The sequence below is a fragment of the Streptomyces sp. NPDC022910 genome, from assembly GCF_055561075.1.
Window position 1 is genome coordinate 222,236 of record NZ_JBVHHL010000007.1, and the last position, 18,552, is coordinate 240,787.

Consider the following 18,552-nt stretch of genomic DNA (forward strand, 5'->3'; position numbering starts at 1 on the left):
GACGTACGGCGGTCGGCCCCGGGGACTGGGCCGACCGCCGACTCATTTGGCATGATCGAGCCTCCGCACACGCCGACGGCAAGCGCAATCTGGAACCCCGGGCCCACGCACCGCGCCGTCACGACTTCCGAGGGAGGTCCCCAGGTGATCCTGACGGTCACGCTGAACACCGCTCTCGACATCACCTATCGCGTACGGGCGCTGAGGCCGCACGCCTCGCACCGGGTGACCGAGGTGGCCGAACGGCCCGGCGGCAAGGGCCTGAACGTCGCCCGGGTGCTGGCCACGCTCGGCCACGAGGTGACCGCCACCGGCTTCACGGGCGGCGCGACGGGCCGCTCCGTCCAGGACGCGCTCAGCCGCACGCCCGGCGTGGTGGACGCGCTCGTCCCGGTCGAGGGCGCGACCCGGCGCACGATCGCGGTCGTCGACGAGACGACCGGCGACACCACCCAACTCAACGAGCCGGGCCCGGTGATAGCCCCCGCCGAATGGTCTGCCTTCCTGGAGGCGTACGGGGACCTGGTGCCCTCGGCCGCCGCGGTGGCCCTGTGCGGCAGTCTGCCGCCGGGCGTGCCGGTGGGGGCATACGCCCAACTGGTACGCACCGCGCGTGCTGCGGGCGTGCCCGTGCTGCTCGACACGGGCGGTGAGCCTTTGCGCCGCGGGGTGGCCGCCCGCCCGGACGTGGTCAAGCCGAACGCCGACGAACTGGCCGAACTCACCGGCTCCCACGAGCCGTTGCAGGCCACCCGGGACGCCCGTCGGCGCGGTGCGCACACCGTGGTCGCCTCGCTGGGCGCGGAGGGCCTGCTCGCCGTGAACGCGGAGGGCCGCTGGCGGGCTGCTCCGCCGCGCCGGCTCCGGGGCAACCCGGCGGGCGCGGGCGACTCCGCCGTCGCGGGCCTGCTGTCGGGCCTGGTGGAACACCTGCCGTGGCCCGGCCGCCTGGCCCGGGCGGTGGCTCTCTCCGCGGCGACCGTACTGGCCCCGGCGGCGGGCGAGTTCGACCGCCGCGCCTACGAGGAACTGCTGGACCAGGTGGCGGTGACGGGGGAGGCCACAGCGGCGTGAGGTCCCCGGGGACCGGCTACTTGGGCCAGCCCTTCACCAGCCACAACTGGTCGAGGTAGGCGTTGCACTGGTTCCCCTGCTCACAGGAGATCCGGACCGTGTTGGTGCCCTTGTTGAGCTGGATGTAGTTGTACGTCTTCGTCCAGCCCTTCTCCCAGTCTCCCTCGGGCGCCTGCGCCCAGTTCTTCAGGGACATGGGAGTGGTCTGAGCCGTGCCGTTGACCGTGAGGGTGGCCGTGGCGTCGACGCCGGGTACGCCGTAGCCGGTGTACAGCGTGTACTTGCCGGTCGAGGGGACGTCCACGCTCCAGGTCACGGCGGCGCCGACGTTGTTGAAGCCCTGGACGTAGACACCGCCGTCGGCCTTGGCGCCCTTGACGTCGGACGCGGTGGTGGTGCCGCCCTCCAGGCGCAGCGCCTTCGCGTCGATGGTCGGCAACTTGGCGTCGTCCGACGACTGCTGGGTGGCGGACTGACTCGGGGACGCGCTCTGCCCGGTCGACGCGCTGGCGTCCGCCTGGGCGCCGTCCTTGCCGTCGCCCGAGTCACCGCCGATCATGGCGACGCCGATGCCGATCACCACCGCGGCGACCACCGCGATCGCGCCGATCAGCAGGCCCTTGGTGTTGGGGCCACGGCCGCGTCCGCCGCCGCCCGCGCCCACCGGCGCCGCCTGACGCGTCGTGGGGGCGCCGCCCGGCACGGTCTCGGGCGCGGCGTAGTGCGCGTTGGGCTGGCCGTAGGGGGCCTGGGCCTGGCCGTACGCCTGCTGCTGCGGGACCTGGCCGTAGGCGGCCGTCGGGGCCTGTGGCTGGCCGTACTGGCGCTCGCCGACCGCACGCACTCTGTTGACGGAGCCCGGGTAGCCGTAACCACCCGTGGGCGGCTGTGCGCCGTTGGCCTGGCCGTCGGCGTAGAGGTAGCCGAACGGGTCCTCGTCCTCGGGCGTGCTCGCGCCGTTGTTGCCGGGCGTCATCCCTTGGTACTCCTCAGCAGGTGCGGGTCCAGATGCGTACGTGGCTGAATGGCGAGCCTACCCGGTCCGCGGCCCCCAAACGGATGCTCTTCCCATCACCCACGCACTGACCTGGTGTTTATCCGGCCCGCCGATGCTGTTTGGGACGAGAACGTTTCTCTACGTACATCCGTTCGTCAGCGGATTTCAACACTTCGTCCGCCGTCATGCCACAGTGCGCCCAGCCGATGCCGAAGCTCGCGCCGACGCGCATGGCACGGCCGTCGACCCGGATCGGCTGGATGATCTCGTTGCGCAGGCGCACCGCGAGGTCCTGGGCGTCGGCCTTGCCGAGCCCGTCCGCGAGGACGACGAACTCGTCACCGCCGAGCCGGGCGACCGTGTCCCCGTCGCGCACTCCGCGGCTGAGCCGCCCGGCGACCTCGATGAGGACCGCGTCGCCCGCGTTGTGCCCGAAGCGGTCGTTGATCGACTTGAAGCCGTCGAGGTCGCAGAAGAGCACCGCGAGCCCCTTGGTGCCGTCGTCGGTGTGGGTGTCGGGGGCGACGGTGTGCACATGGTGGTCGAAGGCGTCGTAGGGGCCCGGGCCTGCATGGAAGTCGAAGGTGTGCCCGTTGCCGTCGAACACCGCCGGGTGGTCCGTCCCGTACTCGCCGTGCACGGCGTCCAGGGAGCCGGCCGCGCCCGGCGGCAGGGACTGCGGGCGCTGGCAGAGGCGGGCGGACAGGCGGGAGCGCAGCTCGGCGGAGTTGGGCAGGCCCGTGAGCGAGTCGTGCGAGGCCCGGTGGGCGAGCTGCAGCTCGCGGCGCTTGCGCTCCTCGATGTCCTCGACATGGGTGAGCAGGAAGCGGGGCCCGTCGGCGACGTCGGCGACGACGGAGTTGCGCAGGGAGACCCAGACGTACGTGCCGTCCCGGCGCCCGAGCCTCAGTTCGGCCCGTCCGCCCTCGGCGGAGGTCCGCAGGAGCGTGCCGATGTCCTCGGGGTGGACGAGGTCCGAGAACGAGTAGCGGCGCATGGCGGAGGCGGGCCGGCCCAGCAGGCGGCACAGCGCGTCGTTGGTGCGCAGGATCCGCCCGTGCTGGTCGCCGCCCATCTCGGCGATGGCCATGCCGGAGGGGGCGTACTCGAAGGCCTGCCGGAAGGACTCCTCGCTGGCGCGCAGGGCCTGCTGCTCCCGCTCCAGGCGGACCAGGGCCCGCTGCATGTTCGCTCTCAGGCGGGCGTTGCTGATGGCGATGGCCGCCTGGAAGGCGTACATCTGGAGCGCCTCGCGGCCCCAGGCGCCGGGCCGCCGCCCGTTGCGCGGCCTGTCGACGGAGATCACCCCGATGAGTTCACCGCAGGCGCCCTGGACGCTCGGCGTGTACATGGGCGCGAAGAGGCGGTCGGAGGGATGCCACTCGTCCTCGAAGCGGGGCTCGGGGCCGTCGGTGTACCACTGCGGCACGTCGTCCTCGTCGAGGATCCAGCCCTCCGTGTGCGGTATGAACCGCAGGTCGCCCCAGGCCTCCCCCATGTTCAGCCGGCGATCCCAGGAGGCGCGGGAGCCGACGCGGCCCGTGATCAGCGACTCGGCGGCGGAGTTCCCGGCGAATGCGGCGACGACGAGGTCGCCGTCCGGGCGTACGAGGTTGACGGCCGCCAACTCGTAGCCGAGGCCGGTGACGATGCCGTCGGCGACCGTCTGCAGCGTGTCCGCCAGGCTGCGGGCGGTGTTCATGTTCGCCATGACCTGGTGCAGCTGCCGCAGGGTCGCAAGACGGACATACGGCTCCGACTCGGTCTCCATTCGCCCTCCCCTCGAGGTCTCGCAGCGACTCCAGGGACGCGTCGGTGTACTACGGTTCTCCCGGTTTTCCTCCGTGCGCTACTCGGCGTACTCCTCGCGTAGCGTCGTGCAGCGTCCCCGCCACTGAATCACAGCGCGCTGCCCACTAGGTACACAGGGTCAACAAAATACGGCACCTGTGACTCAAGTCACAGCGAAACATGAGCAATTGAGTGGGGTTTCCGCGTTCTCCCTGCGCGTTTACCGACCGCAATTAAGGGACCTGTGCAGATTCTGTGATCATACCTGCCAACTGAGAGTGGGCCAGGGCGCGTTGAGTTTACGGACCGGCCCCCGCCCGGCTCGTCCGGGGTGCACAGGCCACCGACGCCACCGGGCGCCCTCACGCGGCGTCCGCCGATGGTCCTAGGCCGCGGTTCGGGCCCGGGGCCGATGTGCGAGCCCGGGGGCGCCGACTAGCGTTCCCGGCGTGCTGAAGACTCCCCCTACCCCGTCCGTGCCCGCCGCCCCGCCCGCCGCCGGGCATCCTGAGGGGGTGAGCAACGACGAGTTCCGCGCCGCCATGTCCCGGCTGGCCGCGGGCGTGGTTCTGGTGACCTCGCACGAGCCCGCGCTGGACCCCCAGGGGCCGAGCGGTGAAGACGTCGGCATGACCGCGACGGCCTTCATGTCGGTCTCCCTGGACCCACCCCTGGTCCTGGTCAGCCTGCGTGAGGGTTCCCGTATGGACGACCTGCTCGACGAGCAGCCCCTGTGGGCCGTCTCCGTGCTGTCGGAGAGCCAGCGGCACATCGCGGGCCGCTTCGCGATGAAGGGCCGCATCAGCGACCGGCTGCTGTTCGAGGACATCCCGTACATCCGCGGAGAGGCCTCCGGCGCCCTCTTGGTCGGAGGCGCCCTGGCGACCCTGGAGTGCCGCACGGAACAGCGTGTGGCGGCCGGTGACCACACGCTGGTCATCGGCCGGGTGCTGAAGGCCCGGGTACCGAGCGCGGAGGGAGGACCGCTCGTGTACTTCCGGGGCCGCTACCGGCATCTGGGCTGAGGGGCCGCGTCGGCCGAGGGCCGCGGGATCCGGGCGGAGCCCCCTTGCGATCCCCGGACACCGGATCAGGAGAACTCGCGGGCAGGGAATTCGCTTTCCCGGTGACGGCTTTTCCGTCGCGAATTCGAATGCGGCGCTTACTGACTCCAGTCCCGCCTCGACCGCCCCCGCTTGGTTTCCGAGCGCTGCTTCTTCTGGCGCAGCCGCCGTTCGTTGATGCCACGCGGGATGCGGGTCGGTTTCCGCGGCTTCGGCGGCGGCGCCGTCGCCTCGGCGAGCAGGGAGGCGAGGCGTACGGCGGCGGCCTCGCGGTTGCGCCACTGCGAACGGTGCTCGGAGGCGCGCACGGTGACGACTCCGTCGACGAGCCGGCCGGCCAGCCGCTCCAGGGCGCGCTCCTTCCACACCGGGGGCAGCGCCTCGGTCCCCGCGAGGTCGAAACACAACTCGACCTGTGTGTCGCTCGTGTTGACGTGCTGTCCACCCGGCCCGGACGACCTCGAGAAACGCCACATGAGCTCGGCCTCGGGGAGCGAGACGGAGCCACGGATGAGGTACGGACCGGACATGCCTCCATCGTCGCGCGACTGTCCGGTCCACGTCACGCGAATATCACCGGTGCCGGCCCCGCCGAAGATTCCGGGTAAAGAAAGTAAAGAGATCCGGAACCACAGGGACCCCTCTTGGCGTTGGTACCGGTAGCTGTAGCTTCGTGCCCATACGAAGCCCGCAGGTACCGCACCGCGTACGCGAACCGAGGGAAGGGACTCCCAACAATGGCTGTAAGCCTGTCCAAGGGTGGCAACGTCTCGCTCACCAAGGAGGCTCCGGGCCTGACCGCCGTCACCGTGGGCCTCGGCTGGGACGTCCGCACCACCACCGGCACGGACTTCGACCTCGACGCCTCCGCGATCGCGGTCAACACCCAGGGCAAGGTCTACTCCGACCAGCACTTCGTCTTCTTCAACAACAAGCAGACCCCGGACAACACGATCGTCCACACGGGTGACAACCGGACGGGTGAGGGGGCCGGCGACGACGAGGCGATCAACGTCAACCTCGCCACACTCCCGGCCGACATCGAGAAGGTCGTCTTCCCGGTCTCCATCTACGACGCCGAGTCCCGCTCGCAGAACTTCGGCCAGGTGCGCAACGCGTACATCCGTATCGTCAACCAGGCCGGCGGCCAGGAGATCGCCCGCTACGACCTGTCGGAGGACGCGGCCACCGAGACGGCCATGATCTTCGGCGAGCTGTACCGCAACGGCGCGGAGTGGAAGTTCCGCGCGGTCGGCCAGGGCTACGCCTCGGGCCTGGTCGGCATCGCCCAGGACTTCGGCGTCAACGTCTGACGTCTCCGAGGACACCGGTGCGGGAGTCCCTGGGCCACGGTGCGCCGTGAGCCCGGGGGCTCCCGCCTGCCCCCAGGTCTCGGGGCCCGTACTGTCCCGAGGTCGCACGCCGCGTCCGCGATACGTTGACCTCCGTGATCCTCGAGCCCCTCCCTCTCTCCCCCGACCGCGACATCCCGGCCCCGCTGCTCACCGAAGTCACCGCGCTCTACGCCTCCCAACGCGACTTCAACGCCCTCAGCGGCGACTTTCCCGACCCGGACGACATCCGCCCGGAGCAGGTGGCGGCAGCGCTGGCCGACGAGTTGGCGAACCCGGACGCCGAGGTCCTGCTCGCCCGCAGCAGCGGACGCCTCGCGGGAATCGCGATCACCCTCGCCCACCACCCCGACCCGGCCGACCCGGACCCGTGGATCGGTCTGCTGATGGTGGACGCGGGCATGCAGCGGCAGGGGTACGGCCGACAGCTGGTGTCCCTCGTGGAGGACCGTTTCCGCGCCACGGGCCGCACCGCCGTACGTCTCGCGGTGCTGGAGAACAACCCCGCAGCCCTCGCCTTCTGGACGGCCCTCGGCTACGGGACGATCGACCACCGCCCGGACCGCCGACACGGCCGCCCGTGCGCCGTGCTGCGCAAGGAGCTGCGGTAGAAGGTCACCGTCGCCGAGGCTACGCGTGCTCCGGCTTCCCGTCCCCGTACAGCCAGTCCCGCCAGATCGCGCGGAAGTCCTTGTCCGGCGCCTTCTTCTCGACATACGCCGTGAAGTCGGCGGTGTCCGCGTTCCCATGACGACGGCCGGCCGCCCAGCCCTGGATGACGTCGTAGAAGGCGTCGTCGCCGACGGTCTGCCTGATCCTGTGGAGGACCATCGCGCCGCGTTCGTAGACGGGGCTGTCGGAGATCCGCGCGGCGCTCGGCGGCTTGGCGGGCGGGAACGCCCAGATCGCCTCGTTGTCAGCCGGATCGTCGTGGTAGTCGCCCCGGTAGAGCGCGTCGAAGACCTGCTGGGCCGTGTCGCCGCCGTGGTCCTCCTGCCACAGCCACTCCGCGTAGGTCGCGAAGCTCTCGCTGAGCCACATGTCCCGCCAGCTCCTCGGTGTGACGGAGTTGCCGAACCACTGGTGGGCGAGCTCGTGGACGAGGGTCCCGGTGTCGGGGGGTCCGGGGAAGACGGGGTGGGCCTGCGTCTCCAGGGCGTAGCCGGAGTCGTCCGGCCGGTCGACGATCGCACCGGTGGAGGAGAAGGGGTACGGGCCGAAGTTGTACTCCTCCCACTCCATGATCTCCGGGATCTTCGCCAGTACCCTGGCGGCGGCCTGCTCCTGGGTCGGGTCTACGGCGACGTACGCGGGCAGGCCGTTCTTCAGGGTGGAGCGGGTGATGTCGTACCGCCCGATCGCGACCGTGGCGACATAACTCGGCATCGGCTGGGCGGTGTGCCAGGCGTAGGTGGTTCGGCCGTTCGTCGTCCTCTCGTTCGCCAACTCTCCGTTGGAGACCGCCTGGGTGCCCTGGGGGACGGTCACCGCGATGTCGTACGTCGCCTTGTCGGACGGGTGATGGTTGCCGGGGAACCACGCCATCGACCCCGTGGGCTCACCGAGCGCCAGCGCACCGTCGGCGGTGGTCAGCCAGCCCTCCTTCGAACCGTCGGCGTCGGTGATCGTCTCCGGCGTGCCCGAGTAGCGCACCGTCGTGCTGAACGTCTCGCCCTGGTCGAGGTCGTCGGCCGGGCGCACGGTCAGCTCCTGCCCGGCACGGCTCCAGCGGGCGGCGTGGCCCTCGACCGTGACGGAGGCCACGTCCAGCCCCTTCAGGTCCAGCGCGAACGCGGAGAGGTCCCCGGTCGCGCGTGCCGTGATCACCGCCGTGCCGGTGAGCTGACGGCGGCCCGGGTCGTAGGCGAGGGTCAGGGCGTAGTGCGTGACGTCGTACCCGCCGTTGCCCATCCTCGGGAAGTACGGGTCGCGCAGACCGAGGCCGCCGGGAGCGCCGTGCACACCGCCCTCGCACGCGGTGAGCGCGACGGCCAGGAACAGGGCCGGGACAAGGCGTACGGATCGGGACACGATCGCGATCCTATGGGGCGGCCCGGAACGGAGGGGACGGCCGCGGCGTGACACCATCGCCCCCGTGCTCGACATCGGCTACGCCCTCTCCAACCGCTTCCCCGACCCCCCGCAGACCGACTACCGCCGCGCGGACGTCCACGCCCTGCGGCACGACCTGTTCTGCGGTGACGTCTATCTCGCCGACACCGAGACGGACCGGGAGCTGTCCACAGCCTGGGGATGGGTGCCGGTGCTCGACTTCGCGTGGGCGCTGTGCGACATCGCCGAGCGGCTCGACCGCGACCCGCTCGGCAGCCGCGCCGCCCGTCCTCAGCAAGCGGAGCTGGACTTCACCGAGTCCCCCGACCGCATGCTCTTCGAGCGCCGCTTCGGCTGGGTGGACATCGAGGCGGAGTGGCTGCCGCCGGCCGAGCCGCCGCTGACCTTCTCCCACGCCGAACTGCGCCGCGAGTCACGTGACTTCCTGCACGATCTGATCGCCGACCTCACGGACCTGCATGAGGACCTCGGCGAGAACCCGGCGATCTGGACGCTTCAGGCCCGTTTTCCCAGAGTGCGCTAGGTCCTGATCGCCACCCTCCCGTCGTCCACTCGGAGGGCGGGCCCCGTGGCGGCGTGGGGTGCTCTCGGAGTGCCGGGCTCTCACGGCACCAGCACCACTTTCCCGACCGTTGCCCGCGTCTGAAGCGCCCGGTGGGCCGCGGCCGCCTCGGCGAGCGGGAAGCGCTGGACGGCCGGTACGAGGTGGCCTGCCGCGGCCTCGGCGAGGGCGCGCAGCTCCAGGGTGCGTACCGGGTCGGGACCGCCCGCCTTGCGCAGCATCACGGGACCGAGGACCTGCTCGGAGACGCCCTCGACGAGATACGGCGCTCCGCCCCGGATGCCCTCGGCGGACCAACCGAAGACGATGTGCCTGCCGCCGGGCGCGAGCAGCCCCACCGCCGTGCGCGCCACCTCGCCGCCGACGCCGTCGAAGACGACGGTGACGTGGCCCCGGTGGCCGTCGAGGCGCGAGGCCCACTCCGGATCCGTGTAGTCGATCGCGACGTCGGCGCCGTTCTCCCGCACCCGCGCGACCTTCTCCGCCCCGCCCGCGAGCCCGATCACGGTGGCACCCGCGTGCCCGGCGTACTGCACGAGGAGGGTGCCGATGCCGCCGGCGGCAGCCGGCACCAGGACCACGGAGCCGGGTCCGAGGTCGGCGAACTGCACGATCCCCATCGCCGTGCGGCCCGTGCCGATCATGGCGACGGCCTGCGCGTGGTCCAGGTTCTCGGGGGTCTGGTGGACGCGGTCGGCGTCCGTGACGGCGAGTTCGGCGTAGCCTCCCGGCGCGAAACCGAGATGAGCGACGACCCGCTTGCCGAGCAGGCCGGCGTCGACCCCCTCGCCGAGGGACTCGACGGTGCCGGCGACCTCACGGCCGGGGATGGTGGGCAGGGGCGTCGGACCGGGCGCCGGGCCCGTCGCGCCCTCCCTGAGCGCCGTGTCCAGGAGGTGCACACCGGCCGCGGCGACGGCGATGCGGACCTGGCCGGGCCCCGGCTCGGGGTCTTCGACCTTCTCGTAGGTGAGGTTCTCGGCCGGACCGAAGGTGTACAGGCGGATCGCGTACATGGGCGGGCTCCTCGTCGCTGCTGCGCTGCTGCGGGAAGGCCCACTCTTCGGCCTCAAGCGTGCTTGAGGTCAAGGGTCCTCCGACCGAGGGCCAGGGACACCGCGGCGAGGGCGCTGTTGAAGGAGACCTCCGAGAGCACGCCGGGTGCCGCGACCTGGTCGCCCACGAGGTAGACGCCGTAGCCGCGATCGACGGCCGGGCGGTCCCGCCAGCTCGTGCCCGGCAGGTCCACGGCGCCCGTACGCCCCTGCGCCACCGCCTCGCGCCGCCACACGACCCGTCCGCGCCAGCCGTCGTAGGCGAGGTCGAGGAGGTGTTCGGCACGGGCGACACCCTCGGCCCGGGACTCGTGCGGGGCGATCGGGAACTGGCCCTGGATCAACTGCTGCCCGGCGGGCGCGAGGGAGCGGTCCCGGGCGGTGAAGCGCTCGATCCAGCCGGGCGCGTCGAGGTCGGAAACGGCCCAGGCGTCGCCGCGGCGGGTGCGCACGGCCAGGTCGATCAGGACCGTGCGGCCGCTGTCCCAGACCAGGGTGTCGTCCTTGAGGAGGCGGCGGGCGGCGTCGAGGGAGGTGGCGACGATGACGGGGGTGGCGGTGGGCAGTGTGTCGACACGGGACAGGGTCTCCATGCGCACGCCCAGGTTCCAGGCACGGGCGGCCATCCGGTCGATGACGCTCGCCCAGCCGCCCTTCGGGTGGTGCGCCTCGGGCGGGAGCTTGGCCGCGCGGCGGAGGCGTTCCTGGACGAAGGCGGCGGACAGGGAACCGGGGTCGTGGTGGAACAGGGCTGTGGCGGAGTGATTCGCGGCGGCGCGGGCGCCCTCCTCACCCGCCTCCGCGGTCGCCCAGGTCATGAAGTCGACGTCGACGGGCGCCCGGTGGGACGTACGACGCAGCAGCTTGAGCATCGCGAAGGGCGGGGTGCGGCGCAGAACACCCTTGTGGTGAAGGCGCAGGCGGGCCGCTTCGAGAGGCGGCACCGGGGCGAGCGGGCCGATCAGGTCGCGCTGCCCGAGCCAGGTCCAGTGGGGGCCGCCGCTGTAGAGGGCGTGCGGGCCCTCGTTGGTCCGGTAGGGGCCCTCGGCGGTCCGCGCGCGCCCACCGAGCGTGTGGTGGGCCTCGTACACGGTGACCTTGGCGCCGGCCTCGGCGGCGGTGATCGCGGCGGTGAGCCCGGCGAATCCGCCGCCGACGACGGTGATGCGGTGCATGGGTGGGGTTCTCCCTCCTGTCGAAAACCACGTCGCGCGGGCCAGATCGCGAGAGCCACGTGCGAGTCGCGTCGTCATGAAGACGGCGGAGGGCACCCGGAATGTGACATCGCAGGAGAAGGCGCAGGTCGGGGCTGTTGTCAGTGGCCGGGTGCAGCATGGGGGCATGGTGCGGAGCAATCGGGTGGTGAAGTCGGCGCGGCGGCCCCAGGTGCGGCTGCCGGAGCTGGCGGCTTTCGCGGACGGCGCGTTGGTGCCGGACGGGGACTACGACGGGCTGGAGTTCCGGGAGGCGGACTTCGCCGGGCAGGACGGCGGGGGCGCCCGCTTCATGGACTGCGCGCTGACCGGCTGTGCGCTGGACGAGACCCAGCTGCACCACGCGCGCGTGCTGGACTGCGTGCTCACGGGCATAAGGGGCGTGGGCACGGACCTCGCCGAGGCGAGCCTGCGCGACGTGGAGCTGGTGGACGCCCGGCTCGGTGGGGTGCAGTTGCACGGCGCGGTGCTGGAGCGGGTGCTGGTCCGCGGCGGCAAGATCGACTGTCTGAACCTGCGCAAGGCCCGGCTCAAGGACGTCGTCTTCGAAGGCTGTGTCCTGGTCGAGCCGGACTTCGGGGGCGCCCGGCTGGAGCGGGTCGAGTTCGTGGACTGCGTTCTGAAGCAGGCCGACCTGACGGCGGCGACGCTGGTGGACGTGGACCTGCGCCGCGCGGCCGAGCTGGACATCACCCGCGGGGTGGACCGCCTGTCCGGCGCGGTGATCAGCCACGCCCAGCTGCTGGACCTGGCCCCCGTGCTGGCGGCGGAGATGGGTCTACGGGTGGCGGGGGACGACTGAGACGGGGGACGACCGGGTGACGCCTCGGGCGGGGCCCGTTCCGGGCCCCGGCGCGCCTACGCCCGTCGCCCCAGCTCCGCCAGCGCCCCGTCCGTCAGCCGGTACACCGTCCACTCGTCCTGCGGGCGGGCGCCCAGGGCCTCGTAGAAGTCGATCGACGGCCGGTTCCAGTTCAGGACCGACCACTCCAGGCGCTCATAGCCGCGCTCCACACAGATCCGGGCCAGCTCCCTCAGGAGGGCCTTGCCATGGCCGGCGCCACGGGCCTGCGGGCGGACGTAGAGGTCCTCCAGGTAGATGCCGTGCACGCCCCGCCAGGTGGAGAAGTTGAGGAACCACAGCGCGAAGCCGACGACCTCGCCCCCGTCCCCCTGCGCGACATGCGCGAACGCCGCCGGGCGCGCGCCGAACAGCGCCGCGTGCAGCTGTTCCGGTGTCGCCCGCGCCTCGTCGGGCACCTTCTCGTACTCGGCCAGTTCACGGACGAGGGTGTGGATGACGGGGATGTCGGCGGGGGTCGCGGTGCGTATCACCGTCGCAGTCTCACACAGACGGGGCGGGGCCCGACAGGCCCCGCCCCTCTCCTCTGCCGCTGGTCAGCGCGGCCGTCGTGGGCCGATCACTGCCCGTCAGCGCAGCAGACGTGGGTCGATCGCCCAGATGCCGCGCCCGTGCGTCGCCGCGTACAGCCGGCCGTCGGGGCCGGTGCGGAGCTGGAGGACCGCCGTCGTCGGAAGGTTGTCGCCCGCCACCTTCCAGCTGGACGACCTCGCGGGGCGGACCAGGACACCCAGGTCCGTGCCGAGCGCCACGGTCCCGTTCTTCAGCAGCACGACGGAGTTGGCCGGCACGTCCGGGAGGTTCCCGGAGATGTCCTTCCAGGTCGCTCCGCCGTCCCGGGTCTCAAACAGGTGGCCGACACCCGCGCCCGGACCCTCCGTCCACTTCCGTGAGAATCCGTTGACGGCGAGCAGCACATGGCTGGAGTCCGCCGGGTCGATCGCCAGACCGGCGAGATAGCGGTTGGGGACCGTCCCGTCGACCGGCAGGTCCAGCTGGTGCCAGCCGGTGCCGTCCGCGTTGCCCACCGCGATGCCCCGGGTGAAGCCCTGGTTGTTGCAGGGGCCGCACCAGGCGGCGTACACCTTGCCGCCGGAGGAGGCGACGGCGGTGGCGGTGTGACCCTCACCGAGGTCGTACGCCCCGAACCACTCGCTGCCGCTGCGGATCGCCCACCCCTTGGTGTTGATCCACACGTGCCGACCGCCCGCGACCCAGGTGTTCGCATCCTTGATGTCGGCGTTCAGCGGCGCGATGAAGCGGGCCTCGCCGGTCGCGTTGTCGGCCGGGGCCACGGAGTACGTGGTCGCCTTGGCCGGATCGTCGATCCAACTGCCGTCGTTGACCGCGCAGTTCTGCGTGACCGACACCGCCAGGTACACGTACTCGGCCGCGACGTTGCACCCGTTCGCGGGGTCGACGATCGTGTCGCCGCCGTCACCGCCGAAGTTGGAGCCCATCACCCGGTCCCCGGGGCGCAGGATCGACTGCCCGTTGTCCTGGAGCCCGCCGGAGATCGAGACCCCGCGTGCCGCCTGGTCGATGCCTACGCCGACGGAGTAGTACTGGAGCGCGTCCATCGTGCCGTCGTTCAGGGACGTCCAGTCCGTCGCATGGCCCTCGGCGTTGGCGGAGCCGTCCACCGGCCGCCGGAAGACGCCACCGTCGTCGCCGACGACGACGTAGGGCTTGCCACCGTTGCTGCCGATCGCCACCGAGTGCTGGTCGGCGTGCGTGGTGGCCGGGCAGTCGCCGCTCTGCTCGGCGGGGTCGATCGACCAGCAGGAGAAGCCGAAGTTCCAGTACGGCCCGGGGACCGTCCAGCTCTTGCCGCCGTCCTTGGTCTCGAAGACCTCCTCCAGACCCGCGTACACATGGTCGGGGTTCTTCGGATCGACGGTGAGGAACTGGTTGTACCAGGCCTGGATGCCAGGCTGGTATCCGTCACCGGTGAGCGCCGAACCGGAGTCGCGCAGCTGCGTGTAGTCGGCGATCTTCGTCCACGGCCCCTCCGGGGAACCGGACTTGGAGACGAAGATGCCCGCGAGTCCGCTGTCCGGGTTGGAATTGGTCATCGCCGGCGACTGGTCGATGGCGTAGTACCGCGAGCCGTCCGCGCTGCGCGCGAAGGTCACGTTACCCACGTTGTCGCTGTCGCTCGGCAGGTCACCGAGCCCGGTCAGCCGCTCCCAGCCGCGGGCGCCCTTGGCGTAGAAGCCGTTGTACGTGTCGCCGCCGCGCCAGCCGACCGCGAGCACGACCTTGCTCGGGTCCTTCGGGTCGATGGCGACGTCACTGGTGATGTTCTTGTACGCGGCCGACGGGTCGCTCGCCTTCGAACCGCCCGGCAGATAGTCGGGATTGGGTGCGAACTCGAGCTTCCAGGCGCCCGTGAGGGTCTTCGTGGAGTGGCTCCACACGCCCTCCGTGGTCGCCGCCCACACCTTGTCGCCCGCGAACCGCAGCGCGTTGATCGAGGTGGACTCCAGCTCGTCGCCGCCGACCCGGTCGCGCGGACTGAAGCTGCCCTTGCGCGGGTCGTCGAGCACGTACACGCCCGTGCCCAGGAAGGACGTCGCGCTGGTGTTGGCCTCACCGGTCGCGTACCAGAGCCGACCGCGCGGATCGAGCTGCAGATCACCCGTGGACAGTGCCGGCAGGTCGTCCGAGATGTTCGTCCAGTGCCCGCCCCCGGTGCGGGACCGGAAGACGCCACCGTTGGCGGATCCCGCGTACACAAATCCGTGGTTGTCGGCCGCCAGCCCGGTCACCCGTCCGGTGACCTTGCCGGAACCGCCACTGGAGTTGGAGCTGACGTCCCGGTAGCGCGGGTCGTCCGAGTCGTACGGCAGCCGGGTCCGGTCGCTCCAGCTGCCGCCCGTGTGCCGCAGATCGGAGAGTGTGTGGTAGGCGGCCCCGTACGCTCCCGGCGCCACGATGCCGGGCGAAGTCCGGGCCTCCGCATACTGGTCCGCCTGCTCGGCGATGTTCTCCGACTCGTCCTCGTCGCCTCCGTCGCCCGGGTCCTCCGTCTCCGCGAAAGCGGACAGGGCCTTCTGCTGGTGCAGAAGGCCCTGTTCACGAAGTGCGCGCACACCGAAGGGATCTGTACTCGTACCGGGCGCCGCCTGGGCCTGGGTCACCGTCAGTCCCAGCACGGCGGACACGGCGAACACCGCCGCCCATGCCCGTCTCTTACGAAAACCCTCTCCTGCCATGAAAAACGTGCCCTCCCCTGAGGAAGCCGTGACGTGCATGACACAAGCTGCCAAACAGCTTTAGGGAGGAAGCAGTTGAGTGTTGGACTACAGATGGCAATGAGGCGGCAAAATCCGGTCGACGAACAACCGCCTTGGCGACGGGAGGGGCTCGTTGTCACAACTCCCTTGTACGGCCGGGCCCTTCAGTGCCACCCCGCCACCCGGTCCGCGAACTGGGCCAGCTTCGACGACTCGGCGCTGTGCCTGGTCAGTTCGCGCAGGTCCGCCGTGCGGTATGTGGCGTACATGCCGTGCACACCCAGCCACCGCAGCGGCTCCGGCTCCCACTTGCGCACCCGGTGGTTCACCCAGGGCAGGGAGGTCAGCCCGGTCGCGCCCGCCTGGCCCGAGTCCTGCTGGACCAGGTCGCGGAGCGTGCGTGCGGCCAGGTTCGTGGTGGCGACGCCCGAGCCGACGTAACCGCCCGCCCAGCCGAGGCCCGTCGACCGGTCCAGGGTCACCGTGGCGCACCAGTCACGCGGCACCCCCAGCACGCCCGACCAGGCGTGGGCCACCTTCACGCCGGTCAGCGACGGGAAGAAGCGGATCAGGATGTCGTACAGCGCCTCGATGGTGGCGGGCTGCGTGCGGCCGTCGTTGTCCGTACGGGAACCGAAGCGGTAGGGGACACCGCGGCCGCCGAGCGCGATCCGGCCGTCGGCGGTGCGCTGCGCGTACATGTACGCGTGCGCCATGTCGCCCAGCGTCTCGCGACCCTCCCAGCCGATCCCCGCCCACTGCTCGTCGGTGAGCGGCTCGGTCGCGATCACGGAGGAGTTCATGGGCAGCCAGGTGCGCTTCTGGCCCTTCAGCGATGCCGTGAAGCCCTCCGTGCAGCGCAGGATGTAGGGCGCCCGGACCGTGCCGTACGGCGTCACCGCGTGCTTGGGACGGATCTCCGTGACCGGCGTCCGCTCGTGGATCGTGACCCCGAGCGCCTCGACGGCCGCCGCCAGACCCTTGACCAGCTTCACCGGGTGCAGCCGCGCCCCGTGCGGCGTCCAGGTCGAGCCGACCGCGTCCGCGACCCGGATCCGCTCGGCGGTCTCGCCGGCGCTGTACAGCTCGCGGTCCTTCTCGCCGTACGACAGCTCGTGCTCATGGAACGCCTTCAGCCGGGCCAGCTGCGCGGGAGTGTAGGCCACCTCCAGGACACCGCCGACGTGCACGTCCGCGTCGATGTCCTCCTCCTGGGTGATCCGTACGACCTCGGCGACCGTCTCGTTCATCGCCTTCTGCAGACGTACGGCGGCCTCGTGGCCGTGCAACTTCGCGTACCGGTCACGGCCCGCGACACCGTTGTAGAGCCAGCCTCCGTTGCGCCCGGAGGCGCCGTAGCCGCAGAACTTCTGCTCCAGCACGGTGATGCGCAGGAAGGGCGCCGCCTTCTTCAGGTAGTACGCGGTCCACAGACCGGTGTAGCCGCCGCCGACGATCACGACGTCGGCGGACCCGTCCCCGTCCAGGGGCTCCCGCTGGGCGGGGAGGCCGTCGTCGGCGTACCAGAAGGAGACGCCACCGTTGACGGCGCTGCTCACTGCGCTGCTCATGCGCCGGACGTTAACTCCTGAGGGCGGCCAGTGTCTCCTTCGGATTCCATGGTTTTCCGCCGACCCGGGCCAGCGGACAGCACGCGAGACCGATCAGTACCGCGATGAAATGCCCGAAATCGGTGAAGGTGGGCGAGGCGCCGAGAGGTATGGCGTACACGAGCAGGACGACCACCAGATACGCGTGCCGCCAGGGCACCGCGATCCGGTACGTGAGCACGGCGATCACCCCGGCCAGTGCGTAACTCACACCGATGTCCAGCGTGTTGGCGGCCGACTGCGGGGCCACCCCGTTCCGTATCGCCTGCAGCAGGGCGCCCTCGCTGGCCAGGGTGGCCAGCACGTGCGCCGCGACGCACACGATCAGCCAGCGCGCGGTGCCGAGCCAGCGTTCCGCCTGTGCGTGGAAGACCGTGTAGAGCCCGGCGTACGGCAGCCAGCGCCCGCCGTCGATCCACATCGCGCTGGTGATCAGGACACGCACGGGGTCGGACGACAGCTCGTTGATGTTGGTGGACCGCTGCCGCAGGAAGTCCTCCTCGAACTGCGGCGACATGTGGTGCAGGGCGACGGTCGTGACGAACAGGACCAGCAGCCAGAGGTAGGTCCCCGGGGCGCTGCGGACGTACGCCGCCGCGGCCCGGAGCCCACGTCTCATGCCTATGACGGTCTTCACATACGCAAGTATGGTCAGGGACGTGATCGACGTGCCTGGCGAGCTGGTCGCCTCGCAGGTGAGATTCAACGGTGAGGCGGGACTGGCGTTCGTCGAGGACCTGCCCCGGCGGACGGAGGAGCTCCTCCGTCGGTGGCGGCTGCGGATCGACGGGCCCTCGATGTTCGGCCTGTGTGCGCTGGTCCTGCCGGTGGTGCGGGCTGGGGGTACCCCCTTTGGGGGAGGCACGCCGGCCGTGCTCAAGCTCCAGTTCCTGGACGAGGAGAGCTCGGGCGAACCGCTCGCCCTGCGCGTGTGGGACGGCGACGGGGCCGTACGGCTGCTGGAGTACGACACCGCCACGGGCAGCCTGCTGCTGGAACGCCTCGACGCGGCTCGCATGCTGGCGTACGTCCCCGACTCCCGCGAGGCCGTCCGGGTCATCGCCCGGCTGCTGGCCCGGCTGACGTCCGTACGGGCGCCGGACGGGCTGCGGTGGCTGGGCGACCTCACGCAGGCCATGCTGGAGCAGGTCCCGCGGGCGCTGGAGCGCATTCCCGAACCCGGCCACCGCCGGCTGATCGCGGACTGCGCGGCCGCCGTGCGGGAGGTGGCCGCCGAGCCCGGCGACCGCCTCCTGCACTGGGACCTGCACTACGACAACGTCCTGGCCGCCGACCGTGAGCCCTGGCTCGCCATCGACCCGAAGCCGCTGGCGGGCGATCCCGGCTTCGAGCTCTTCCCCGCCCTGCGCAACCGCTTCGAGCTGGACGAGACCGTCTGGCGCTTCGACGCCATGACCGAGGTCCTCGGCCTGGACCGAAACCGCGCACGGGCCTGGACCCTGGGCCGCGTCCTGCAGGACTCCCTCTGGGCCCTCAAGGACGGCCGCCCCCTGCCACCGGACAGCCTGGAGATCGGACGCATCCTGCGCAACTGACCGCGCGCAGACGAGGCGGCACCCGCCACGCGCCGCGCCCCCTGCGGACACGCCGCCGAATGGCCGATCCGGCTTGCGGAGGCTCGTCCGGTCATACCGTACA

16 protein-coding genes and 1 pseudogene are annotated in these 18,552 nt (G+C 71.2%); 7 read left to right on the plus strand and 10 right to left on the minus strand.

Annotated elements, in window-relative coordinates; genetic code table 11:
• Window positions 1–144 precede the first annotated feature (144 nt).
• Window positions 145–1,074 carry a 1-phosphofructokinase family hexose kinase gene (locus ACZ3TS_RS10005; protein ID WP_467615640.1) on the plus strand — a complete coding sequence of 310 codons (930 nt, stop codon included), beginning with the start codon at window positions 145–147 and terminating at the stop codon, window positions 1,072–1,074.
• Between the two features lie 16 nt (window positions 1,075–1,090).
• On the opposite strand, the gene ACZ3TS_RS10010 is transcribed toward ACZ3TS_RS10005, so the two are convergent.
• A complete protein-coding gene (locus ACZ3TS_RS10010; RefSeq protein ID WP_467615642.1) occupies window positions 1,091–2,050 on the minus strand; it encodes a CBM35 domain-containing protein in 960 nt (319 codons plus the stop codon).
• Between the two features lie 118 nt (window positions 2,051–2,168).
• Window positions 2,169–3,842, minus strand: a complete 1,674-nt coding sequence (gene cdgB / locus ACZ3TS_RS10015; RefSeq protein ID WP_467615644.1) for a diguanylate cyclase CdgB — start codon at window positions 3,840–3,842, stop codon at window positions 2,169–2,171.
• A 469-nt stretch (window positions 3,843–4,311) separates the two neighbouring features.
• Between cdgB and ACZ3TS_RS10020 the strand changes: the two genes are divergently transcribed.
• Window positions 4,312–4,887, plus strand: a complete 576-nt coding sequence (locus ACZ3TS_RS10020; protein WP_467615647.1) for a flavin reductase family protein — start codon at window positions 4,312–4,314, stop codon at window positions 4,885–4,887.
• A gap of 137 nt (window positions 4,888–5,024) precedes the next feature.
• Here the strand turns inward: ACZ3TS_RS10020 and arfB are convergent, their stop codons facing one another.
• On the minus strand, window positions 5,025–5,456 hold the full coding sequence (gene arfB, locus ACZ3TS_RS10025) for an alternative ribosome rescue aminoacyl-tRNA hydrolase ArfB (RefSeq protein WP_467615650.1): 432 nt from the start codon (window positions 5,454–5,456) through the stop codon (window positions 5,025–5,027).
• Between the two features lie 207 nt (window positions 5,457–5,663).
• Here arfB and ACZ3TS_RS10030 point away from each other — a divergent pair, with 207 nt between their 5' ends.
• Both ACZ3TS_RS10030 and ACZ3TS_RS10035 read left to right on the plus strand, forming a co-directional pair.
• Complete coding sequence (locus tag ACZ3TS_RS10030; RefSeq protein ID WP_467615653.1) at window positions 5,664–6,239, plus strand: TerD family protein; 576 nt, start codon at window positions 5,664–5,666, stop codon at window positions 6,237–6,239.
• Between the two features lie 134 nt (window positions 6,240–6,373).
• Window positions 6,374–6,883: pseudogene (locus tag ACZ3TS_RS10035) on the plus strand (GNAT family N-acetyltransferase); the annotation flags it as partial.
• Window positions 6,884–6,908: 25 nt separating this feature from the next.
• Here ACZ3TS_RS10035 and ACZ3TS_RS10040 read toward each other — a convergent pair.
• Window positions 6,909–8,366 (minus strand): M1 family metallopeptidase, encoded by a 1,458-nt coding sequence (locus ACZ3TS_RS10040; RefSeq protein WP_467615736.1) that lies wholly within the window; start codon window positions 8,364–8,366, stop codon window positions 6,909–6,911.
• A 7-nt stretch (window positions 8,367–8,373) separates the two neighbouring features.
• Between ACZ3TS_RS10040 and ACZ3TS_RS10045 the strand changes: the two genes are divergently transcribed.
• Window positions 8,374–8,874, plus strand: coding sequence for a hypothetical protein (locus ACZ3TS_RS10045; protein WP_467615655.1), 501 nt, complete (start codon window positions 8,374–8,376; stop codon window positions 8,872–8,874).
• An 80-nt stretch (window positions 8,875–8,954) separates the two neighbouring features.
• Here ACZ3TS_RS10045 and ACZ3TS_RS10050 read toward each other — a convergent pair whose 3' ends face one another.
• Both ACZ3TS_RS10050 and ACZ3TS_RS10055 read right to left on the minus strand, forming a co-directional pair.
• Window positions 8,955–9,929: a zinc-binding dehydrogenase gene (locus ACZ3TS_RS10050; RefSeq protein ID WP_467615658.1), complete on the minus strand. Its 975-nt coding sequence runs from the start codon at window positions 9,927–9,929 to the stop codon at window positions 8,955–8,957.
• Between the two features lie 53 nt (window positions 9,930–9,982).
• Window positions 9,983–11,143 carry an NAD(P)-binding protein gene (locus tag ACZ3TS_RS10055; protein WP_467615661.1) on the minus strand — a complete coding sequence of 387 codons (1,161 nt, stop codon included), beginning with the start codon at window positions 11,141–11,143 and terminating at the stop codon, window positions 9,983–9,985.
• 166 nt (window positions 11,144–11,309) lie between these two features.
• Between ACZ3TS_RS10055 and ACZ3TS_RS10060 the strand changes: the two genes are divergently transcribed.
• Window positions 11,310–11,984 carry a pentapeptide repeat-containing protein gene (locus ACZ3TS_RS10060; protein ID WP_467615664.1) on the plus strand — a complete coding sequence of 225 codons (675 nt, stop codon included), beginning with the start codon at window positions 11,310–11,312 and terminating at the stop codon, window positions 11,982–11,984.
• 56 nt (window positions 11,985–12,040) lie between these two features.
• On the opposite strand, the gene ACZ3TS_RS10065 is transcribed toward ACZ3TS_RS10060, so the two are convergent.
• The 4 genes from ACZ3TS_RS10065 to ACZ3TS_RS10080 form a co-directional block, all read right to left on the minus strand.
• Window positions 12,041–12,517 (minus strand): GNAT family N-acetyltransferase, encoded by a 477-nt coding sequence (locus tag ACZ3TS_RS10065; protein ID WP_467615666.1) that lies wholly within the window; start codon window positions 12,515–12,517, stop codon window positions 12,041–12,043.
• Between the two features lie 96 nt (window positions 12,518–12,613).
• Window positions 12,614–15,262, minus strand: coding sequence for a glycosyl hydrolase (locus ACZ3TS_RS10070; protein ID WP_467615669.1), 2,649 nt, complete (start codon window positions 15,260–15,262; stop codon window positions 12,614–12,616).
• A 185-nt stretch (window positions 15,263–15,447) separates the two neighbouring features.
• Window positions 15,448–16,854 (minus strand): NAD(P)/FAD-dependent oxidoreductase, encoded by a 1,407-nt coding sequence (locus ACZ3TS_RS10075; RefSeq protein ID WP_467615671.1) that lies wholly within the window; start codon window positions 16,852–16,854, stop codon window positions 15,448–15,450.
• A 10-nt stretch (window positions 16,855–16,864) separates the two neighbouring features.
• Complete coding sequence (locus tag ACZ3TS_RS10080; RefSeq protein ID WP_467615673.1) at window positions 16,865–17,512, minus strand: rhomboid-like protein; 648 nt, start codon at window positions 17,510–17,512, stop codon at window positions 16,865–16,867.
• Between the two features lie 28 nt (window positions 17,513–17,540).
• Between ACZ3TS_RS10080 and ACZ3TS_RS10085 the strand changes: the two genes are divergently transcribed.
• Window positions 17,541–18,449 carry an aminoglycoside phosphotransferase family protein gene (locus ACZ3TS_RS10085; protein WP_467615675.1) on the plus strand — a complete coding sequence of 303 codons (909 nt, stop codon included), beginning with the start codon at window positions 17,541–17,543 and terminating at the stop codon, window positions 18,447–18,449.
• Window positions 18,450–18,552 lie beyond the last annotated feature (103 nt).

Coding starts and splice junctions, on each gene's coding strand:
- ACZ3TS_RS10010 (WP_467615642.1), bottom strand. CDS start 2,050: ATGACGCCCGGCAACAACGGCGCGAGCACGCCCGAGGACGAGGACCCG.
- cdgB (WP_467615644.1), bottom strand. CDS start 3,842: ATGGAGACCGAGTCGGAGCCGTATGTCCGTCTTGCGACCCTGCGGCAG.
- arfB (WP_467615650.1), bottom strand. CDS start 5,456: ATGTCCGGTCCGTACCTCATCCGTGGCTCCGTCTCGCTCCCCGAGGCC.
- ACZ3TS_RS10030 (WP_467615653.1), top strand. CDS start 5,664: ATGGCTGTAAGCCTGTCCAAGGGTGGCAACGTCTCGCTCACCAAGGAG.
- ACZ3TS_RS10040 (WP_467615736.1), bottom strand. CDS start 8,366: ATGGTGTCACGCCGCGGCCGTCCCCTCCGTTCCGGGCCGCCCCATAGG.
- ACZ3TS_RS10050 (WP_467615658.1), bottom strand. CDS start 9,929: ATGTACGCGATCCGCCTGTACACCTTCGGTCCGGCCGAGAACCTCACC.
- ACZ3TS_RS10055 (WP_467615661.1), bottom strand. CDS start 11,143: ATGCACCGCATCACCGTCGTCGGCGGCGGATTCGCCGGGCTCACCGCC.
- ACZ3TS_RS10060 (WP_467615664.1), top strand. CDS start 11,310: ATGGTGCGGAGCAATCGGGTGGTGAAGTCGGCGCGGCGGCCCCAGGTG.
- ACZ3TS_RS10070 (WP_467615669.1), bottom strand. CDS start 15,262: ATGGCAGGAGAGGGTTTTCGTAAGAGACGGGCATGGGCGGCGGTGTTC.
- ACZ3TS_RS10075 (WP_467615671.1), bottom strand. CDS start 16,854: ATGAGCAGCGCAGTGAGCAGCGCCGTCAACGGTGGCGTCTCCTTCTGG.
- ACZ3TS_RS10080 (WP_467615673.1), bottom strand. CDS start 17,512: ATGAGACGTGGGCTCCGGGCCGCGGCGGCGTACGTCCGCAGCGCCCCG.
- ACZ3TS_RS10085 (WP_467615675.1), top strand. CDS start 17,541: ATGGTCAGGGACGTGATCGACGTGCCTGGCGAGCTGGTCGCCTCGCAG.